Raw genomic sequence first — 19,270 nt, 5'->3', positions numbered from 1 at the left:
TATTTTTACCTTTGATAAATCAATATGGAAGGATATCACGTTTGCCGAATTTCGGTTGCCCCACTTAGAAAAGAACCTACTGATAGTAGTGAAATTGTTTCGCAGTTATTGTTTGGTGATAGAGTTGTTGTATTAGAAAAAGCAGAAAAATGGTGCTTCGTAAGAACTAAACATGATCATTACGAAGGTTGGATGGACCACAAACAGTTGCAAGCACTAACGGCTTTGCAATATAATGATGAGGCTAGCTATAAATACCTCACTGCATTAACTTTCGATAACCGTTTGGTTGACGACGCTGGCACAGTTTACTATTTAAGTCCGGGAAGTACTTTGCCATTTTACGAAAACGGTTACTGCTACTTAGGAGATCATAGGTTTGAAGTAAAAACTGAACCTTTTATACCTAATCCATCAACGTTTGAAGCAAAAGTAGAAGCAACAGCCAAGTTCTTTTTAAACTCTCCTTACCTGTGGGGCGGCCGCACTTTTTTTGGCATAGATTGCTCTGGATTTGTACAAACCGTTTACAAACTGTTGGGTTTAAGTTTACGCAGAGATGCCTCGCAGCAAGTAGAACAAGGACAGCTGGTAGATTTTTTATCCTCAGCAAAGATGGGAGATTTGGCCTTTTTTGATAACGAAGAAGGTAAAATTACCCACGTAGGCATGATGTTAAGTAACGATCAAATTATACATTCGGCAGGTAAAGTGCGCATAGACCCTATAGATAATCAAGGGATTTACAATAAGGAACTAGAAAAGTATACACATAAGCTGAGGGTAATTAAGCGATTTGTTTAGGCTGTAACGATATAAAATATTTAAGGAAATATAAAGACTAGCAGTTGATTATTTTGCTTAGATTATAATTATTGAATCATTCTTTTTCAATGCATAATAATTTAATTTACTGATTGTTAGTTTTTTATATTTGTTTTAACTAGTTCTTAAATCTGGTTTTATCTCTTTATATTGCTTAGTAAAAATTTAAAGAGATGACAAGAGCCTACCTAACAGATTTAATTTATAAAGTTAATGGCGCCGCAATCGAGGTTCACATAGCTTTAGGCCCAGGTTTATTAGAAAGTGTGTACCATAAATGTATGGTGCATGAGCTAATACTACGAAATATCAATTTTAAATCCGAATTAACAATTCCTGTAAACTATAAAGGTTTGTACATGGATGTAGATTTAAGATGTGATTTACTAGTTGAAGATGCATTGATTGTGGAATTTAAGTCCGTTGATGCGGTGCAGCCAATTCATATTGCTAAACTAATGACTTACATGAAGTTATTGAAATTGCCGATAGGGTTGATGATCAACTTTAATTGTTCTCATATCTTTAAAGAAGGCCAAAAAACTTATGTTAATGAATTATATGAAGAACTTTATTGAAGTGTTTATAAGGTTTAAATAATTAGTTAGCTATATCAAGCATTTAAGTGAGCAATAGTAATTTTGAGCTAAATATGAACCAACTATTTTTACTCGGTAAAAAAGATGTGAACTATATAAGGCATTTAAGGAAATATAAGTAAATGTATTTTAGGCTGAATTACGCTACCTTATATGTAGCTTATATTTCTTATATGGTAAAAAAGATGTGAACCATATAGGGCATTTAAGGAAATATAAGTAAATGTATTTTAGGCTGAATTATGCTATCTTATATTTCTTATATGGTAAAAAACTGTTAGGCACATTTGTAAAATATACGTATGGAGTCTAAAAAGCCTTTTAAATGGTAAGCCACAACAACTATTCCACGCCAAGTTCGGCCATTAGTTTAGCTAGACTCTCTTTCAGTTCCGCCAGTTCAGTTTCTAATTTTACCACTCTTTCTTCCAAGGCAGAATTTGATTTGCCAGTCATTTCATCTTTAACAAAATCATCTTCAATAAACGCTACATCGCCAGCAAAAAGATGCGCATAACGTTGTTCTTTTTGTCCGGGACGTTTGGGTAATTGTTTAAGATAACCTTCGCCAGCTAATTTGTCTAGCGTTTGGTTCACTTCTTCCAATGTTTCAAACTCATACAATCTGCCAGAGTTGGTGTTGATTTCTCCAGGAGTTTGTGGCCCACGTAAAAACAGTAAACACATTACTGCTACTTCCGAAGGTAAAATAGGATAAACGATGGCAAAATTGTGCTTGTATTTAGTAGCTCTGCTCGAACCTCCGGTAGACGTAGAAATCAGTCCGCCTATTTTTAAGGAGTTTAGAGCAGCACCGATAGTTTCTTCATCGTAATTAACCACAGGTTTTCTCGATGTTTTCTGGTTACAAGCACTTACCAAACCATTCATCGTCATCGGGTAATAATCTGGCGTGGTTTTGGCTTTCTCCATTAAAGCGCCTAAAACCCTAATTTGTTCGGCACTCAGTACAGGTATTTTGATTTCGTTTTCCATTTTGATTCTACTTATATGCGGTTTTCAAATATATAAACTGATCGGTAAAAATCATTATTTTTAGGTATTTTTAGCTTTTCTCGTTGTGCGTAATTTCGGTAGAAATCTTTAATCTAAACGTACGTGAAAAAAATTATTTATCTCTGCTTAATTTTATTTATAAGCTATAATGTAAATGCTCAGCAAACTTATCTTTTAAATAGTACTTATAGCGGTGTTTCTGCTAAAATGCTAGTTAACGATGCAGATCCAGCAAGTTATCAGAAGTATAATCTGGTGGTTAAAAACCATACACAGTCTAAGCTTAAAATTACAATAACCTATAGGGTAGTAGATAAATGTAGCGGTTACAAATCTGGCACCAAAAGTTTCACTTTATCAGCGGGGCAAGAAACTGCTGATGGTGGTTTTACAGGCAGTATCTATACAAAGGATTGCGTTAAGTCGGGTAATTCGGTTAGTAATGCCTACCTAGTAGAGATGAAAGTTGAAAACATTTCAGAAAAAGAAAGAGAAGAAAGAGAAAAAATTGAACGAGAAAGGTTAGAAAAAGAACGTTTAGCGAAAGAAAAAATACAGCAAGAGAAAGAAAGAATTGAGAAACAAAGGCTCGAAAAAGAAAATCTAGAGAAAGAACGCCAGGAACAAGAGAGATTAGATGCAGAACGTTTAGAGAAAGAGCGCATCGAAAGTGAAAAAAAAGCACTTGATGAGAAATTAAAAAACGAACAGGATGCACAAAAGAGACAAGCATTAGAAGAAGAGAAAAAACTAGCTGAGGTAGAAAAAAACTTGTTAGAGAAACCTGTAGAAGTTAAGAAAGAAGTAAAAAAAGTAAAAACTAAAGAAGAGGAAGATAGAGAATACAAGGCTTATCTTTATTGTGTGGGGCAATATAATATTGTTGAACAGCTAGTGGTTAAGGCTAGAAGTAAACGAACCAACCAAGGCTGGGAGGATGCAAAAAGGGCTTACGAAAATTATACTTGCTACAATAAAGTTCCGCTAAACTATGCTTGGAAAACCGAAATTGATAATGGCTTGGCAGCTACAGCTATATCTGAGGCTGTAGTTAGTACAATTTCTACCCTTACTTCTACGCCTTGGACCTACGGCTATGGTCAGTTTATCGACGCTAAAAACAGCACTTATTATCATCGGTTTCAATTAGGAACTTCCGATTCTTACGATGAAAAGGCTTTTAGCTTAGATTTATCCATAATGAGTAACATAATGAGACTGCCCACACGTACATTAAATTATAGTTTCGAAGCAGATAATGGAAGTAAATGGGACGTAACTAAATCAGCAAACTTTGATAATATTAATGTTTTCTCCATTTCGGTAGGTCCGTCTTTAACTTTATGGCCGCAAAAAAATATTTATCTGCAACTTACGCCTGAGGCCAATATGGGCTTTAATTTTTCTGATACTGCACCAGTTATGCCATTCACAGCATTTCCTTCTGTACAAGGTAAAGTAGGTTTTAGGTTCGGTATAGTTTATTTAAGTGGCAGCGTGGGGGCGTTGTTTAAATCTTTTAAGGTAGACAAACAGGCTAACGCAGCTTCAGAAAAAGGCGCTATTCAAGGTTATAATGTAGGGACTGTAGAAGGCAAATGGATTGCGCAAGATTTTGATAGCAGCAAGATGGTGCAGCATAGATATTGGATGTTATCTTTAGGGTTAGATTTATAAAATGACGAGCTCTTTCTTAAAAATTTGTATAACTGTTTTTATATTAATTAATTGTGCCTCATCTGTTAAACTTTTTTCACAAGATAAACAGCTTTTCAATCTGTTAAACAAACAATTACAGCGTGAGCTAGTAGCACAGAAAGATACCATAAACTACAGAGGCGAAAAGTTTGAAATGGTTAATGGTTACAGTATTAAAGATAGCATTTTAACCATGCCAGTTACTAACGAAAAAGGGGAGGTAATTCAAATTGTGCAAACTAATCTTAAAATTTTAACCTTAGAATTTAGAAAGAAGCAAAGCAGCAATGATAGTACCTATGTCGAAAAACAAGAAATTGAACTAAACAAAATCATCGCTGTAGCAAAAGATATCAATATTGTTTTTGAAACCACGCCTAGTGCCGTAAAAATTTCTCGTAAAAGTGAAAACGGTACAACAGACGTAAATTATAGCGACTTGTTTTTTCTGCATTTATCTTACGAAAAGCAAAATGAATATTTGGCAGATGATATCATTAAAGCTTTTGATAAATTAGGCGTTTCAATTAAAAAGGCAAGGTGGTGTGATTAAAAAATCAATTTTTGCTTTGGTTTTGTTGTTCGCAGCGCTTGGTGCTAAATCGCAAACAATAAAAAATGTAGACAGTTTAATGGCTATAAAAAACTATTTGTTAACTATAAAAGAGGTTATCAATGCCAAAGAGTTCGCAATAAAACATAAAATTGAAAAGCTAGATAGCCTCATTAAAATTGGTGTCTTGCAAGAAAGCAGGTTTAAAAAATATTTGAGCAAAGAGGCAAACAAAAATGAAACTGAAAATCTAATTAGGCAATTTCATTTTATTGTTCAATCGGCTGCAATTTATAAGATGGATGTAAAGCAGGCTGGCTTTGTGATTAATGCTAGCAGTTTGGGCGAAATAAAATATATGAATCAGCACATACCACCATTAGTCGATAAAATAAACTACTACGCAAAGTGGAGCAAACAAAAATTCGAAAAAAGCTTAAATTAAGCTTTGTGAAGCTATTTTCAATGATCTCCCTGCTTTGGTCACTTTTAGCGATATCAACAGCGGTAGCACAAGAGTATCCTAAAATGGTAAAAGTAAAAGGCGGTACATTTATGATGGGTAATTTAGCAGTAGATAGCGCCACTCACTTAAATGCACCTAGGCAGGTAAGTATCATGGGGTTTGTAATATCCAAAACTCCGGTAACAGTTAAGCAGTATCAAAAATATTGTTACAACATCGGGGTAAAAATGCCAAGCTTACCTAATAATCACACCGCAAAAGATCTTATGGTAAATGTTTCCTGGGAAGATGCGCAAAATTATTGCAAGTGGCTAAGTAAGGAAACGGGTAAGAAATATCGCTTGCCAACCGAAGCCGAATGGGAATATGCAGCAAAAGGTGGCCATTTAAACGTACAAAAAAAGAATAATCTATTTAACTATACACAAACGTGGAATAACGATGCCATACTAAAGGCTAATGGTAAAATTTGGGAATGGTTGGCCGATGTGTATCAGGAAAGCACGAATGCAAATACTAATGCTGCTATGCTACAACGCGTTGCAAGAAAAGGTACTAATGGTAAGAAAACAAAGTACGAACAGCCATATCACAGAATGGGCGTAGCACAAAGCAAAAACCTAGATAGTTTGGGCTTTAGTGTGGTCGAGAGTTTGCCCTATGTACCAAATAGCCTAAAATATAAAAGAAATTGATTAATAAATTTCAACTGTAGTTACGGTTGTAAGTGCATTTAAAAATCTAATCTAGCCCCGCTTCAATTTGCCCCTCGTTCTCGGGAACGATTGCGCAAATATTTGCACTAAAATCAAGGTTTTACTAGCATAAATTATGTAGAATTGTTTCAACCAAATGCCAGTAAGGGTACTTCACAATTCTTTACCGGCAAAAAAAATAATTTGAAAAGCTTGTAAAGAAATGATTTTATCAAAAGATAATCTAAGTTTAATTAACACCGAAAACGTTTTTGCGCCAAATGTCAAAATCTTCGAATTACCAGAAAAAGTTTTGCAGTTTGGAACGGGCGTATTATTACGTGGTTTGCCAGATTATTTTATTGATAAAGCTAATCGTGAGGGAGTTTTTAACGGTCGCGTTGCGGTAGTAAAATCTACGGGTAACAATACTTCCGAGTTCGATCAGCAAGATGCATTGTATACGCTTTGTGTTCGTGGTATCGAAAACGGACAGCCAGTTTCAGAAAACATCATTTCATCGGCCATTAGTAGGGTAATTGCAGCCGAAAAAGATTGGCAAGCGATTTTAGAGATTGCTAAATCAGAACAACTGCAAATTGTGGTTTCTAACACAACAGAAGTAGGTATTCAGTACGTAGAAGAAAGTATTGACAGTAATCCGCCAACTTCATTTCCAGCAAAATTATTAGCTGTTTTATACGAACGTTTCAAAGCTTTTAATGGCGATAATAGTAAAGGTTTAGTAATTATTGCTACCGAACTCATTCCAGATAATGGAACTAAATTGGGCGAAATCGTTTTTAAATTGGCACATCACAATCAATTAGAAGCAAACTTTATCGCTTGGTTGGCGCAAGCAAATACTTTTTGCAATTCCTTGGTAGATAGAATTGTGCCGGGTAAGCCAGATGTAGCAACTTTTGCAGCCTTACAAGAAGAATTAGGTTACGAAGATAATTTGTTGTCGATGACCGAACCTTATCGCCTGTGGGCTATTGAAGGTGGCAAACACGTAGCTGATATGCTTTCTTTTGCAACAGTTGACGAAGGTGTGATTATTGCCGAAGACATCGAAATTTACAGAGAATTAAAAGTACGCTTGTTGAATGGTACGCATACTTTAAGTTCGGGTATTGCTTTTTTATTAGGCATTGATACCGTAAAAAATGCGATGAGCAATGAGCTGATGAGCAACTACATCGAAACGTTAATGGCTACAGAAATTGGCCCAGCAATTCCTTACGAGGTAGATAAGAAACAGAACGATGCTTTCGCAAATGCAGTGAAAGATCGTTTTGCTAATCCATCTATCGAGCATTTTTGGTCTAGCATTGCATTTCAGTACACAATGAAGATGAAAATCCGTATTCTTCCATTGTTGCTAAATTATTATAAAATATTTAACCAAGTTCCAGCGCATATTGCTTTAGGTTTTGCTGCTTACTTGGCCTTCTCTCGCCCGCAGAGAGAAGAGAACGGTCTATATTTTGGTTTGGATAATGGTGCGAGTTATCGGTTAAACGATGACTCTGCACCTTATTTATTTGAAAAATATAGCCAAAATCCAAATGATTTTGTGGAACAAGTTTTAACAGATGAAAACATTTGGAATGTAAATTTAAACCAGTTGATGGGATTTATACCCGAGGTTACGGTCTTATATACAGAAATCGTTAATAATGGCATATCATCAGCTTTGGCTAAGCTTAATGTAAGCCAATTAAAAGAAGCTTAATTAGAGGTTTAAACTTTACCGATACATTGCGAAACAGCACCTATTGCTGATGAAATAAAATATAAATGAAACAACAAGTTTTAAAAGTACATCCAAAGGATAACGTTTTGGTAGCCTTAACCGACCTTAAAGCTGGTCAATTGGTGGCTTACCAAGGTTCAAATTATCAATTGGTTGATGATGTGGATGCCAAGCATAAATTCTATACGCAAGATATGCAGGCAGGTGATGAAGTTTATATGTATGGCACTTTGGTGGGCAAAATCCAGTTTCCAGTTAAATTAGGTACTAGAATGACCACCGATAACCTTAAACATGCGGCGGCTCCTTACGAGTATCGTCCATATCATTACGAGTGGCAAGCGCCAGATGTTTCCAAATTCGAAGGAAGAACTTTTAATGGCTACCACCGTGCAGATGGTAAGGTAGGCACAGCCAATTATTGGTTGTTTATCCCAACGGTTTTCTGTGAAAATAGAAACTTAGACGTCATCCGAGAAGCCTTACATAATGAATTAGGTTACGCGGTAACAGCAAAATATAAAGATTACACTAGGCATTTAGTAGATGCTTACAAAAATGGAACAGACCTTTCATCGTTGGAAGCTCCCCTTTCTTTTGGAGAGGGGTTGGGGGAGAGGCGTCTTTTCAAAAATATAGATGGTATCAAGTTTTTAAACCATCAAGGTGGATGTGGCGGTATCAGACAAGATGCGGCAGTTTTAAGTAAGTTGTTAGCAGCTTATGCTGATCATCCCAACGTTGCAGGAGTGACGATATTGAGCTTAGGATGTCAGAACTTACAGGTTCAGGATTTTACTGCCGACTTAAAAGAACGTAACCCAAATTTCAATAAACCAATTTATATTTTTGAACAACAACAATCGCAAAGCGAAGAAAATATGATTGCTTTGGCCATTAAAAAAACCTTCGAAGGTTTGGTAGAAGCCAATAAAATTGAAAGAGCACCAGCGCCATTAAGTAAAATGAACTTAGGCGTGAAATGTGGTGGTAGCGATGGTTTTAGTGGTATTTCCGCAAATCCGGCGGTAGGTTATTGCTCAGATTTGTTGGTGGCTTTAGGTGGCACGGTTTTATTAGCGGAGTTTCCTGAGCTGTGCGGTGCAGAGCAAAACATGATCGATAGAACCATTGAAGAGAAATCTGCAAAGAAATTTATGGCTTTAATGGGAGCTTACAGTCAGGCGGCAGAAAATGCAGGTTCTGGTTTCCACATGAACCCATCTCCAGGAAACATTAAAGACGGCCTGATTACCGATGCCATTAAAAGCAACGGTGCTGCCAAGAAAGGCGGTACTTCGCCAATTGTTGATGTGCTGGATTATACAGAACCATCAACTAAACCTGGTTTAAACTTGGTATGTACACCAGGTAACGATGTGGAGGCTACTACTGGTAAAGCTGCAAGTGGTGCTACACTAATTTTATTCACTACCGGATTGGGTACACCAACAGGAAATCCCGTTTGTCCGGTAATTAAAGTAGCTACCAATAATGCCTTAACCAAGCGAATGGGCGATATCATTGATATCAACACAGGACCAGTAATAGAAGGAGAAAAGACCATTGAAGAAATGGGCGAGGATATTTTAGAATATTGCATCAAAGCAGCAAGCGGCGAGGTAATTCCAAAAGCGGTGTTATTAAACCAAGATGATTTTATTCCGTGGAAACGCGGCGTATCATTGTAGAGACACAATATTTTGTGTCTCTTGAGGCGCAAGATATTGCGCCTGTACAGTAAAGTTTGGACAAATCATCATTTGTCTAACGCAATGTTAACAAGTATATTAGCCAAAATCGTCTGTCATTAAAAAGAGAACCAAACCAAAACCTCTACTGACGGACCCAAAATATAGAAAATGAAACAAATACAAGCAGTACACTCAGAAGATTTCAAGAGTTACGACACCGAAAAAATCCGCGAAAGATTTTTGTTGGACGACTTGAAAGCGACAGACAAAGCAAATTTTGTCTATTCGCACTACGACAGAATGATTACCGGTTTAATCACACCAGTAAACACCGTAGTAGATTTAGGTAATTACGATATTTTACGTGCCGATTATTTCTTAGAAAGAAGAGAATTAGGTATTATTAACGTTGGCGGTGCAGGAACCATTGTTGCCGATGGAACTAGCTACGAATTGAACAAAAAAGATTGCTTATACTTAGGTAAAGGTGTTAAGGATGTGAAGTTTAGCAGTAAAGATGGCACTAATCCTGCTGTTTTTTACGCACTTTCGGCTCCTGCACATACGAGCTATCCAACAGCGTTTGCCAGTCATGCAGATGTTTTCTCTGCCGATTTAGGTGCTTTAGAAACAGCAAATCAACGTACTATTTCTCGTTACATCCACAAAGATGGTATTCAAAGCTGTCAGTTGGTAATGGGCTTAACTTCTTTGGCTACAGGTTCTATTTGGAACACTATCCCGCCTCATACACACGACAGAAGAATGGAAGTTTACTTCTATTTCGATGTAGAAGCAGACCAAAGAGTAATCCATTTTATGGGACAACCGCAACAAACTCGTCACATTGTAATGGCCAATCACGAAGCAGTTTTATCGCCATCTTGGAGTATCCACTCTGGTGCTGGTACTAAAAACTACAGCTTTATTTGGGGCATGGCAGGCGAGAATTTAGATTATGCAGACATGGATACGTTTGCAGTAGGAGAACTTAGATAAGTAGAAAGTTAAAAGTAGAAAGTAAAAAGTTTCGTCATTGCGAGCTTTGCGAAGCAATCTTAAAGCGATTAGGATAATTAATTAACCACAAAGACACAAAGGACACCAAGAAACTGTATAAATCTTTGTGTACTTCGTGTCTTGGTGGTAAAAATGAACAACATAAAATGGAACAATCATTTTCATTAAAAGATAAAGTTATCGTTGTAACAGGCGGTACAGGAATATTAGGTAAAGCCTTTATTGATGCAATTGTTGAAGCTGGCGGTACCGTTGGTATTTTAGGTAGAAACGAAAAAGTAGCTAACGAGCGTGCCGATGAAATCAACAAAAATGGCGGTAAAGCTATTTCTTTAATCGCTGATGCGATGAACGAAGAACAGTTAATTGCTGCTCGTGATAAAGTTTTAGCTGCCTACGGAAAAATCGATGGATTAGTAAACGCAGCTGGCGGTAACATGCCAGATGGTGTTTTATTACCAGAGCAAGACATCTTTGATATGAAGATGGACGGAATGAAAACCGTACTAGACTTAAACCTTTGGGGAACTTTAATTCCTACACAGGTTTTTGGTAAAGCAATTGCCGAGACTGGTAGAGGTAGTATCATTAACATATCATCGATGAACTCTAAAAGAGCAATTACCAGAGTATTAGGTTACAACATGGGTAAAGCTGCTGTAGATTGCTATACACAATGGTTTGCAGTTGAATTAGCTAACCGTTATGGCGATAAAATTAGAATGAACGCACTAGCACCAGGTTTCTTCTTAACAGAGCAAAATCGTAATTTATTAACTACGCCAGATGGTGGTTACACGGCTAGAGGTGGTGCAGTGATCCAACAAACTCCTTTTAAACGTTTTGGTAACCCAGATGAATTGAAAGGCGCTTTAGTTTGGTTGTTAAGCGATGCTTCTCAATTTGTAACAGGAGCAATGATTTGTGTAGACGGCGGCTTCTCTATTTTTGGGGGAGTATAAATAGTTGGTTTGTGATTAGTTGTTTGATTTTTTAGTTAAAAAACTAGTATGCCAATAACAATCGAATTTTAATTATTATTAAAGTATTTCCGTTTTAAAATGAAAATGCTTTAAGGTATATGAGTATAAAGTTTTAATAGTGAGTTGTAGGTTTGATTTGCATGTATGCTAACCAACTAAAAACCAAACAACCAAACAACCAAAAAGTAAATGAAAAAGTTTTTAGACGAGAATTTCTTATTGCAAACGGAAACAGCACGTATTTTGTATCACGATTTTGCAAAGCACATGCCTATTATTGATTACCATAATCACTTAATTCCGGAGCAAATAGCGGAAGATAAACAGTTCGAGAATATTACCCAAGTTTGGCTATATGGCGATCATTATAAATGGCGTGCCATGCGTACTTTCGGTATCGATGAGTATTACATTACTGGTGGTGCATCAGATTGGGAAAAGTTCGAGAAATGGGCTGAAACTGTTCCTTATACTTTAAGAAATCCATTATACCACTGGACACACTTGGAGCTACAACGTTATTTCAATATCCACGAATTACTTTCGCCAGCAACGGCAAAGCAAATTTGGTACGAATGTAATGCAAAGCTTCAAACTAAAGAATACAGCGTTTTAGGTTTGTTGAAAAAGATGAACGTGAAAACGCTGTGTACTACAGACGATCCTTTAGATAATTTGGAATTTCATCAGCAAATTAAAGCTAGCGGTATTGATTTAGTGGTTTTACCTGCGTTTAGACCAGATAAAGCAATGAACGCTGATGATGTGGCTGGTTTAAATCAATATGTAGATAAATTAGCTACCATTGTAGAAAAGCCAATTACTAACTATCAAGAATATTTAGTGGCTTTAAAATCTCGTCACGATTTCTTTGTAGAAAACGGTGCTTCAGTTTCTGACCACGGTTTAGAGCAAATTTATGCCGAAGATTATACCGAAGAAGAAGTAGCTCAAATCTTCCTTAAAATAAGAAAAGGAAAGGCGATTACACAAGAAGAAAACTTGAAATTCAAATCGGCTATGCTTTTTCAATTTGCCCTTTGGGATCACGAAAGAGGATGGGTACAGCAATATCATTTAGGTGCTATTCGTAATAACAACGATCGTTTGTTAGCCTCATTAGGTCCAGATACAGGTTTCGATTCTATTGGAGATTTTTCTCAAGGCAGAGCTTTAGCTAAATTCCTGAATAAATTAGATGCTGGTAACAAATTGGCTAAGACTATTTTATACAACTTAAATCCGGCAGATAATGAGCTAATGGCCACCATGATTGGTAATTATCAAGACGGTACCGTAGCTGGAAAAGTGCAATGGGGTTCTGGCTGGTGGTTTTTAGATCAAAAACAAGGAATGATCAATCAAATCAACGCCTTATCTAACTTAGGTTTGTTAAGTCAGTTCGTTGGTATGTTAACCGACTCTAGAAGTTTCCTTTCATTCCCTCGTCACGAGTATTTCCGCCGTATTTTATGCGATCTGTTTGGTACCGATATAGAAAATGGAGAAATCCCTAACGATATAAAATTGGTTAGCCAATTAGTGGAAAATATTTGTTATCACAATGCAAAAGCCTATTTTAGCTTTTAAATAACAAATTTATAATCACATTGTAGGAGAAAGGGATAAGATTGAATGGCAATATAAATGCCTTTTACCTTATACCTTTCGCCTTTTACCTTTAATAGATGAAAGTTTTAAGTTTTGGGGAATTATTGTTGCGCATTTGTCCGGATACCGATGGACAATGGTTGGCAGATAATCAATTACCATTTTATGTTGGAGGCGCAGAATTGAACGTGGCTACAGCACTGGCGCTTTGGGATGTCCCATCGGCCTATTTTTCGGCATTGCCTGATAATTTCATGTCACAGCAAATTCTCAACTACGTTCACAAATGTAATATCGATTCGTCGAGAATGCAGTTAAGTGGCGACAGATTGGGTTTGTATTATCTGCCGAAAGGTAAAGACCTCAAAAATGCAGGAGTGATCTATGATAGAGCAAATTCGTCTTTCGCAAGTATCAAACCTGGAACTTTAAACTGGGATGAGATTTTTAAGGATATTTCTTGGTTTCATTTCAGTACCATTTGCCCAGCTTTAAACCAAGATGCTGCTGATGTTTGTTTAGAAGCAGTAAAAGCGGCAGATGAACGTGGAATTACAGTTTCCATCGACTTAAATTTTAGAGCAAAACTTTGGAAATTCGGTAAGCAACCTATAGATATTGTACCAGAATTAGCGAAATACGCTGATTTAATTATGGGTAACATTTGGGCTGCCGAACAAATGCTTGGCATCTCTTTGCAAAGCGATGTAGTGGCGATTGATACCAAGGAAAACTATTTGAAGCAGGCAGAAATTACATCTAAAGAAATCATCAATAAGTTTCCAAAATGTAAGCATGTAGCCAATACATTTAGGTTCGATTATAAAGTAGGGATCAGATATTACACTACGTTATTTACCGAAAATCAACTGTTTGTTTCTAAAGAATATCTTTCGGAGCAAATTTTAGATCGCGTTGGAAGTGGCGATTGCTATATGGGAGGCTTAATTTATGGCTTCTACAATGAGCACGAGCCTCAGCAAATTTTAGATTTCGCCACTGGCGCTGCCTACAACAAATTGTACATTCCAAGCGATTGTACCACTGCAACTGTTCAAGACGTTCACCAAACCATTGCCCAAAATCAAAATGACTAAAAATAAAGAAACAGCTATACAAGCCATACAAAAACAAGGTTTATTGCCACTATTTTATTATGAAGATGCTCAAGTGAGTTTAGAAATAATTAGAGCATTATACAAAGGTGGCGTTCGTGTTTTCGAATACACCAACAGAGGTGCAGCAGCATTAGAGAACTTCAAAATTTTTAAAGAAGCACTTAAAACCGAAATGCAAGATTTGTTCCTAGGTATTGGTACTATCAAAACTGAGGAACAAGCTAAAGCATTTTTAGATGCTGGCGCTGATTTTATCGTTTGCCCAATTGTAAATCCAGATGTAGCAAAGGTCACTCACGAAGCAGGTTTGCTGTGGATACCAGGATGTATGACCCCAACCGAGATTGATTTGGCACAGCAACACAACGCAGGCATCATCAAATTGTTTCCTGCAAATATTTTAGGTCCAGATTTCCTTTCGTCAATCAGAGAATTATTCCAAGGTCAACTATTTGTGCCAACTGGCGGAGTAGAAATTGAAGAACACAACATTGCTAGCTGGTTTAAAGCTGGTGTGTGTGCGGTAGGTATGGGCAGCAAGTTGGTAAGTAAGCCAATCATCGAACAAAAAGATTACGAGAAAATCGAATCATTAACTAAACAGACTTTTGAAATTATTAATAAGGTAAGAGGTTAATTTACAGTTAACGGTTTTCAGTTAGCATCATGACTATCAACCATTAACCAATTAACCAAATCACACAATTAACCAAATTAAATAAACCAAAAATATGAACCAAACCAAGCAAAGCAAGTACAGATGGACCATTTGTTCGCTTCTGTTTTTTGCTACAACAATTAATTACCTAGATAGACAAGTACTTTCTTTAACCTGGAAAGATTTTATCAGTCCAGAATTTCATTGGACAAACAACGATTATGGTAATATTACCGCCTTGTTTTCTATTTTTTATGCAGTAAGTATGCTGTTGGCTGGTCGGTTTGTAGATTGGATGGATACCAAGAAAGGTTTCCTTTGGGCTATTGGTATTTGGTCTGTAGGTGCCGTCTTACATGCGTTTTGTGGTATTGCAACCTCAGGTATTATTACTGGAAATTGGTTTGTAGGTTTTGAAGGTGCTAAACATGCTATTGAGCAGGTAAATGATGTTGCTTTAATCATCAACGTTAGTGTAACCTTATTCATCTTCGCTCGATTTGTGCTTGCAGTAGGAGAGGCTGGTAACTTTCCAGCAGCCATTAAGGCTACTGCAGAATATTTTCCTAAGAAAGATAGAGCCTTAGCAACCAGTATTTTCAACGCTGGCGCAACCATTGGTGCATTAGCAGCACCGATAACTATTCCGGTAATTGCAAAATATTATGGATGGGAAATGTCTTTCATTATCATTGGTGCTTTAGGTTTTGTTTGGATGGGCTTTTGGGTATTTTACTATAAAAAGCCAGAACATAATCCTAAAGTTAACGCCCAAGAACTGGCTTATATCAATCAAGATGATAAAATAGAAGAAGTTGTGGGCGAGCCATTAGTGCAAGAAAAAATGTCTTTTGCAAAAGCTTTTAGCTACAAACAAACGTGGGCTTTTGTTTTTGGTAAATTCATGACCGATGGTGTTTGGTGGTTTTACCTATTCTGGATGCCAGCTTACCTATCAGAAGTTTATAACATCAAATCATCTGATACAGAAGGACAGCTGGCTATTTTCATTTTATATGCGATTACTTTGTTATCTATTTTCGGTGGATGGTTACCAACTTTCTTTGTAGACAAGAAAAAAATGAACCCGTATGAAGGCCGTATGAGAGCCATGTTAATTTTTGCATTTTTTCCATTATTAGCCTTATTAACTCAACCATTAGGACATATTTCATATTGGATCCCAGTAATTATTATCGGTATTGCGGGTGCCGCACACCAATCTTGGTCGGCTAATATTTTCTCCACCATTGGCGATAGTTTCCCTAAATCAGCCATTGCAACCATTACGGGTATTGGAGGCTTAGCAGGTGGTATTGGCGCAACAATTATCAATAAATCATCAGGTTTGTTGTTCGATTATTCTGCGCAAACGCAAATGAAATTTATGGGCTTTCAAGGGATTGAAGCAGGTTATTTTATCATCTTCTCATTTTGTGCCATAGCTTATTTAATTGCTTGGGCAGTGATGAAAGCCTTAGTGCCAAAAATGGCTGTGATAAAGCTTTAACAATAAATATATCCTCTCTTTAAACTAGAGGGGATATATTATTAAATATAAAATCTACTAAATCTATAAACTAAGTAAATAAATTAAACAAAAATGTCCCTAAACCTAGAAAATCTGTTTCCTAAAGAAGCAGACATCCCTGCAGCGTATGCACTGGATGAGCCATTAGATCAGCGTAGTTACCTATCTAATGGCGACATGTTAACTTGGTCTGGCGAGGTGCACACCGTGCTATCTCCAGTTTGTATTAAAACCACCAACGGCTTAGAACGAAAGCTAATAGGCACTTATCCACTTTGTGGCGAAAAGGAAGCTCAAATTGCATTAGATGCTGCTGTTTCTGCTTATAATAATGGAAGAGGAGAGTGGCCAACCATGAGCGTAGCACAACGTATTGAGTGTGTAGAAAAGTTTACTCGAGATATTATCGAGAAGAAGCAAGAAGTAGTAAAACTGATCATGTGGGAGATAGGGAAGACTTACGGAGATTCAGTAAAAGAATTCGACAGAACCATCGAATACATTAATGCTACTATCGATGCCTTGAAAGATATAGATAGGCAATCTGCAGGTTTCACTATTGAACAAGGTATTGTAGCGCAAATTCGTCGTTCGCCGCTGGGTGTTGTACTTTGTATGGGGCCATTTAATTACCCATTAAACGAAACCTTTACCACGCTAATCCCTGCATTAATTATGGGAAATACCATTTTGTTTAAACCACCTAAACATGGTACGCTATTGTTTTATCCGTTATTAAAAGCATTTAGAGATAACTTTCCTAAAGGTGTGGTAAATACCATTTATGGGCGTGGTAATAAAATCATACCAGGCTTAATGGAATCTGGAAAAATCAACGTGTTAACTTTAATTGGTTCTAGTAAAGTAGCCGATCAGTTAAAGAAAATGCATCCTAAGGTAAACCGCTTGCGTGCCATTTTAGGTTTAGATGCCAAGAATGCCGCTATTATTACAGCAAATGCCGATTTAAAGCTTGCAGTTAAAGAAACGGTTTTAGGATCACTTTCTTTCAATGGACAACGTTGTACTGCTTTAAAAATCATTTTTGTTCATAAAAAACATGTAGATACTTTTGTTAAAGAGCTTTCTGAAGAAGTAGCAAAGCTGAAATTTGGTATGCCTTGGGAAGACGGTGTTTCGTTGACACCGCTGCCAGAACCACAAAAACCAGCTTACTTAAAAGAAGTGATTGATGATGCCATAGCCAAAGGTGCACAGGTGGTCAACAAAAATGGTGGACAAACAAAGGAATCATTCGTGTTCCCTGCAATTGTTTATCCCGTGACTAAAGAAATGAAGCTGTACACCGAAGAACAGTTTGGCCCAGTTATTCCAGTTGTTACTTTTGATGATATTGAAGAACCTATCAACTACTTAATAGAATCTACCCACGGGCAACAAGTGAGTATCTTTAGTGAGGATCATGAGGAAGTTGCTGCGTTGATTGATCCAATTGTAAATCAGGTTAGTCGTGTAAACATCAACTGCCAATGCCAACGCGGGCCAGATGTTTTTCCTTTTACTGGTAGAAAAGATAGTGCAGAAGGAACTCTGTCTGTGGTAGATGCTTTACGTTCTTTTTCTATAAGATCTCTAGTGGCAACTAAATTAAATGATAGTAACAAGCGTTTGCTTAACGAAATTATTGATGGGCACAACTCAAATTTCCTCAGCACTAAATATTTATTTTAATGCTAAAAACGTATTTAACCTGATAATCAATGAGGTTTGTACGTAAAACAAAAATATTTAGAATATTTTCTTGTAAAAGTTCGGAATATTGAAAAATTGTTTTTACATTTGGGCTTACCCTTTCGGGGGTATGTTTTTCATAGGTAGATGTAGGGTCAGGAACTAGTTTCTTGGCCCTTTTTTATTTTTGGTGTTTTCAGGTTTTAAAAAGCATGGGCATCATTTATATTTTCTTCACATTTAGCTTTACTAAAAAATATAAGGATACTTTTGGCAAACCAATACCATACCATCAAAATTTTCATAATTGTTGTAGAAAGGAAATTAGATCTACCTCTTAAAAAATGAATGTGATTGGTATGAAAACCACAGCGGCTATCAAATCCAGATCAAAAGATAAAGCGGTTTGTTAAAAACAGGGAATAAAATGATATGCATTTATTCTTGTGCATAAGAATAAAGTTCTGAAAAGAATATATTTCGTGGAAGCGAAATGAACTTTATGAAGCAATGATCTTTCGAGGTAAGAAACTTTACAAATCTTACCTCGAAAGTGTAATTAAGCTGTTTTACTTTAACAAGCTTGTAGCCGCTTCATCAACAAACCATTGTAAATCGCCGTTTACTGGTTTAATTAGTTGAGATGGATAATTTGCGAAATCTTGCGTATCGCCTAATACATTATGTAATGCTGTAGCTTTGTTTGCTCCAAACGTGATAAATACCACGTGCTTAGCTTGGTTAATTAATGGAGCAGTTAAACTTACTCTATTGGTGTGTAATTTCTCTACCCAAACACTGGCTACTGTGGCTTCTTGATTATTTACCAATGTAGTGTGCGGAAAAATAGAAGCAGTATGTGCGTCATCGCCCATACCCAATAATATCAAATCGAAAATGATAGGAGCGCCAGCAAAATGTTCATCTAATTTCTGCTTGTAATTGGCAGCAGCTTCTTCTGGAGATAAATTGGTATCTACATAAAAGATATGTCCGTCTTGCAGCTCTAAATTATCGAAAAAGCTTTCTTTAGCCATTAAACCGTTATAATCTTTCTCAAAAGGAAATACTGTTCTTTCATCGCCGAAAAAGAAATAGGTTTTATTCCAATCTATTTGATCTTTATAAGTGGTTGATAAAAGTTGGTATAATCCTTTTGGCGAGCTTCCGCCAGTTAATACAAAATCAAAACGTTTTTTTTCTGCAATAGCTTTTTTAGCAACCGTAATTACGTATTGTGCTAATTGCTCGTTTAATTCTGTCTGATTACTGAATATGTTTAGTTTCATTTATTCTTAGATATGAGTATTGAGATATGAGTATCGAGCCTGAATTACAGACTTTCAACTCA

At 36.6% G+C, this 19,270-nt stretch carries 17 protein-coding genes; 15 read left to right on the top strand and 2 right to left on the bottom strand.

What is annotated here, in order from left to right:
* Positions 1–24 precede the first annotated feature (24 nt).
* The gene (locus tag OVA16_RS15895) at positions 25–804 is read left to right on the top strand and encodes a C40 family peptidase (protein ID WP_267761390.1); all 780 of its coding nucleotides are present in this window, start codon (positions 25–27) and stop codon (positions 802–804) included.
* Between the two features lie 194 nt (positions 805–998).
* A complete protein-coding gene (locus OVA16_RS15890) occupies positions 999–1,403 on the top strand; it encodes a GxxExxY protein (RefSeq protein ID WP_267761388.1) in 405 nt (134 codons plus the stop codon).
* A gap of 363 nt (positions 1,404–1,766) precedes the next feature.
* Here OVA16_RS15890 and OVA16_RS15885 read toward each other — a convergent pair whose 3' ends face one another.
* Positions 1,767–2,420: a YceH family protein gene (locus OVA16_RS15885; RefSeq protein WP_267761386.1), complete on the bottom strand. Its 654-nt coding sequence runs from the start codon at positions 2,418–2,420 to the stop codon at positions 1,767–1,769.
* Between the two features lie 123 nt (positions 2,421–2,543).
* Here OVA16_RS15885 and OVA16_RS15880 point away from each other — a divergent pair, with 123 nt between their 5' ends.
* The 13 genes from OVA16_RS15880 (at position 2,544) to OVA16_RS15820 (ending at position 17,919) form a co-directional block, all read left to right on the top strand.
* Entirely contained in the window at positions 2,544–4,118 is a 1,575-nt protein-coding gene (locus tag OVA16_RS15880) for an MAP7 domain-containing protein (RefSeq protein ID WP_267761384.1), read from the top strand.
* Position 4,119: 1 nt separating this feature from the next.
* Positions 4,120–4,692: a hypothetical protein gene (locus tag OVA16_RS15875; RefSeq protein ID WP_267761381.1), complete on the top strand. Its 573-nt coding sequence runs from the start codon at positions 4,120–4,122 to the stop codon at positions 4,690–4,692.
* Entirely contained in the window at positions 4,685–5,137 is a 453-nt protein-coding gene (locus OVA16_RS15870; RefSeq protein ID WP_267761378.1) for a hypothetical protein, read from the top strand. Before OVA16_RS15875 ends, OVA16_RS15870 begins: the two co-directional genes overlap by 8 nt.
* Positions 5,138–5,142: 5 nt before the next feature.
* Positions 5,143–5,853, top strand: a complete 711-nt coding sequence (locus OVA16_RS15865) for a formylglycine-generating enzyme family protein (RefSeq protein ID WP_267761375.1) — start codon at positions 5,143–5,145, stop codon at positions 5,851–5,853.
* Between the two features lie 223 nt (positions 5,854–6,076).
* A complete protein-coding gene (locus tag OVA16_RS15860) occupies positions 6,077–7,591 on the top strand; it encodes a tagaturonate reductase (RefSeq protein ID WP_267761372.1) in 1,515 nt (504 codons plus the stop codon).
* A 65-nt stretch (positions 7,592–7,656) separates the two neighbouring features.
* Complete coding sequence (locus OVA16_RS15855; protein ID WP_267761370.1) at positions 7,657–9,303, top strand: UxaA family hydrolase; 1,647 nt, start codon at positions 7,657–7,659, stop codon at positions 9,301–9,303.
* A 171-nt stretch (positions 9,304–9,474) separates the two neighbouring features.
* On the top strand, positions 9,475–10,305 hold the full coding sequence (gene kduI / locus OVA16_RS15850) for a 5-dehydro-4-deoxy-D-glucuronate isomerase (protein WP_267761367.1): 831 nt from the start codon (positions 9,475–9,477) through the stop codon (positions 10,303–10,305).
* A gap of 167 nt (positions 10,306–10,472) precedes the next feature.
* Positions 10,473–11,288: an SDR family oxidoreductase gene (locus OVA16_RS15845; RefSeq protein WP_267761365.1), complete on the top strand. Its 816-nt coding sequence runs from the start codon at positions 10,473–10,475 to the stop codon at positions 11,286–11,288.
* A 210-nt stretch (positions 11,289–11,498) separates the two neighbouring features.
* Positions 11,499–12,899, top strand: a complete 1,401-nt coding sequence (uxaC, locus tag OVA16_RS15840) for a glucuronate isomerase (protein WP_267761363.1) — start codon at positions 11,499–11,501, stop codon at positions 12,897–12,899.
* A 98-nt stretch (positions 12,900–12,997) separates the two neighbouring features.
* Positions 12,998–14,017: a sugar kinase gene (locus OVA16_RS15835; protein WP_267761361.1), complete on the top strand. Its 1,020-nt coding sequence runs from the start codon at positions 12,998–13,000 to the stop codon at positions 14,015–14,017.
* The gene (locus tag OVA16_RS15830; RefSeq protein WP_267761358.1) at positions 14,010–14,675 is read left to right on the top strand and encodes a bifunctional 4-hydroxy-2-oxoglutarate aldolase/2-dehydro-3-deoxy-phosphogluconate aldolase; all 666 of its coding nucleotides are present in this window, start codon (positions 14,010–14,012) and stop codon (positions 14,673–14,675) included. The genes OVA16_RS15835 and OVA16_RS15830 overlap by 8 nt, the downstream gene beginning before the upstream one ends.
* A gap of 94 nt (positions 14,676–14,769) precedes the next feature.
* A complete protein-coding gene (locus OVA16_RS15825) occupies positions 14,770–16,206 on the top strand; it encodes an MFS transporter (protein ID WP_267761356.1) in 1,437 nt (478 codons plus the stop codon).
* Positions 16,207–16,299: 93 nt separating this feature from the next.
* On the top strand, positions 16,300–17,919 hold the full coding sequence (locus OVA16_RS15820; RefSeq protein ID WP_267761354.1) for an NADP-dependent glyceraldehyde-3-phosphate dehydrogenase: 1,620 nt from the start codon (positions 16,300–16,302) through the stop codon (positions 17,917–17,919).
* Positions 17,920–18,488: 569 nt separating this feature from the next.
* On the opposite strand, the gene pgl is transcribed toward OVA16_RS15820, so the two are convergent.
* The gene (gene pgl, locus OVA16_RS15815; protein ID WP_267761352.1) at positions 18,489–19,208 is read right to left on the bottom strand and encodes a 6-phosphogluconolactonase; all 720 of its coding nucleotides are present in this window, start codon (positions 19,206–19,208) and stop codon (positions 18,489–18,491) included.
* Positions 19,209–19,270: the final 62 nt, after the last annotated feature.

Source organism: Pedobacter sp. SL55 (assembly GCF_026625705.1).
Classification (GTDB): Bacteria; Bacteroidota; Bacteroidia; order Sphingobacteriales; family Sphingobacteriaceae; genus Pedobacter.
This window is presented reverse-complemented; position numbering and strand designations above follow the sequence as displayed.

What these genes read in the sequence shown, in the direction of transcription:
- OVA16_RS15875 (WP_267761381.1), top strand. Translation starts at nt 4,120, where the DNA reads ATGACGAGCTCTTTCTTAAAAATTTGTATAACTGTTTTTATATTAATT.
- OVA16_RS15855 (WP_267761370.1), top strand. Translation starts at nt 7,657, where the DNA reads ATGAAACAACAAGTTTTAAAAGTACATCCAAAGGATAACGTTTTGGTA.
- pgl (WP_267761352.1), bottom strand. Translation starts at nt 19,208, where the DNA reads ATGAAACTAAACATATTCAGTAATCAGACAGAATTAAACGAGCAATTA.
- OVA16_RS15895 (WP_267761390.1), top strand. Translation starts at nt 25, where the DNA reads ATGGAAGGATATCACGTTTGCCGAATTTCGGTTGCCCCACTTAGAAAA.
- OVA16_RS15820 (WP_267761354.1), top strand. Translation starts at nt 16,300, where the DNA reads ATGTCCCTAAACCTAGAAAATCTGTTTCCTAAAGAAGCAGACATCCCT.
- OVA16_RS15845 (WP_267761365.1), top strand. Translation starts at nt 10,473, where the DNA reads ATGGAACAATCATTTTCATTAAAAGATAAAGTTATCGTTGTAACAGGC.
- OVA16_RS15825 (WP_267761356.1), top strand. Translation starts at nt 14,770, where the DNA reads ATGAACCAAACCAAGCAAAGCAAGTACAGATGGACCATTTGTTCGCTT.
- OVA16_RS15830 (WP_267761358.1), top strand. Translation starts at nt 14,010, where the DNA reads ATGACTAAAAATAAAGAAACAGCTATACAAGCCATACAAAAACAAGGT.
- OVA16_RS15860 (WP_267761372.1), top strand. Translation starts at nt 6,077, where the DNA reads ATGATTTTATCAAAAGATAATCTAAGTTTAATTAACACCGAAAACGTT.
- OVA16_RS15885 (WP_267761386.1), bottom strand. Translation starts at nt 2,420, where the DNA reads ATGGAAAACGAAATCAAAATACCTGTACTGAGTGCCGAACAAATTAGG.
- kduI (WP_267761367.1), top strand. Translation starts at nt 9,475, where the DNA reads ATGAAACAAATACAAGCAGTACACTCAGAAGATTTCAAGAGTTACGAC.
- uxaC (WP_267761363.1), top strand. Translation starts at nt 11,499, where the DNA reads ATGAAAAAGTTTTTAGACGAGAATTTCTTATTGCAAACGGAAACAGCA.
- OVA16_RS15890 (WP_267761388.1), top strand. Translation starts at nt 999, where the DNA reads ATGACAAGAGCCTACCTAACAGATTTAATTTATAAAGTTAATGGCGCC.
- OVA16_RS15835 (WP_267761361.1), top strand. Translation starts at nt 12,998, where the DNA reads ATGAAAGTTTTAAGTTTTGGGGAATTATTGTTGCGCATTTGTCCGGAT.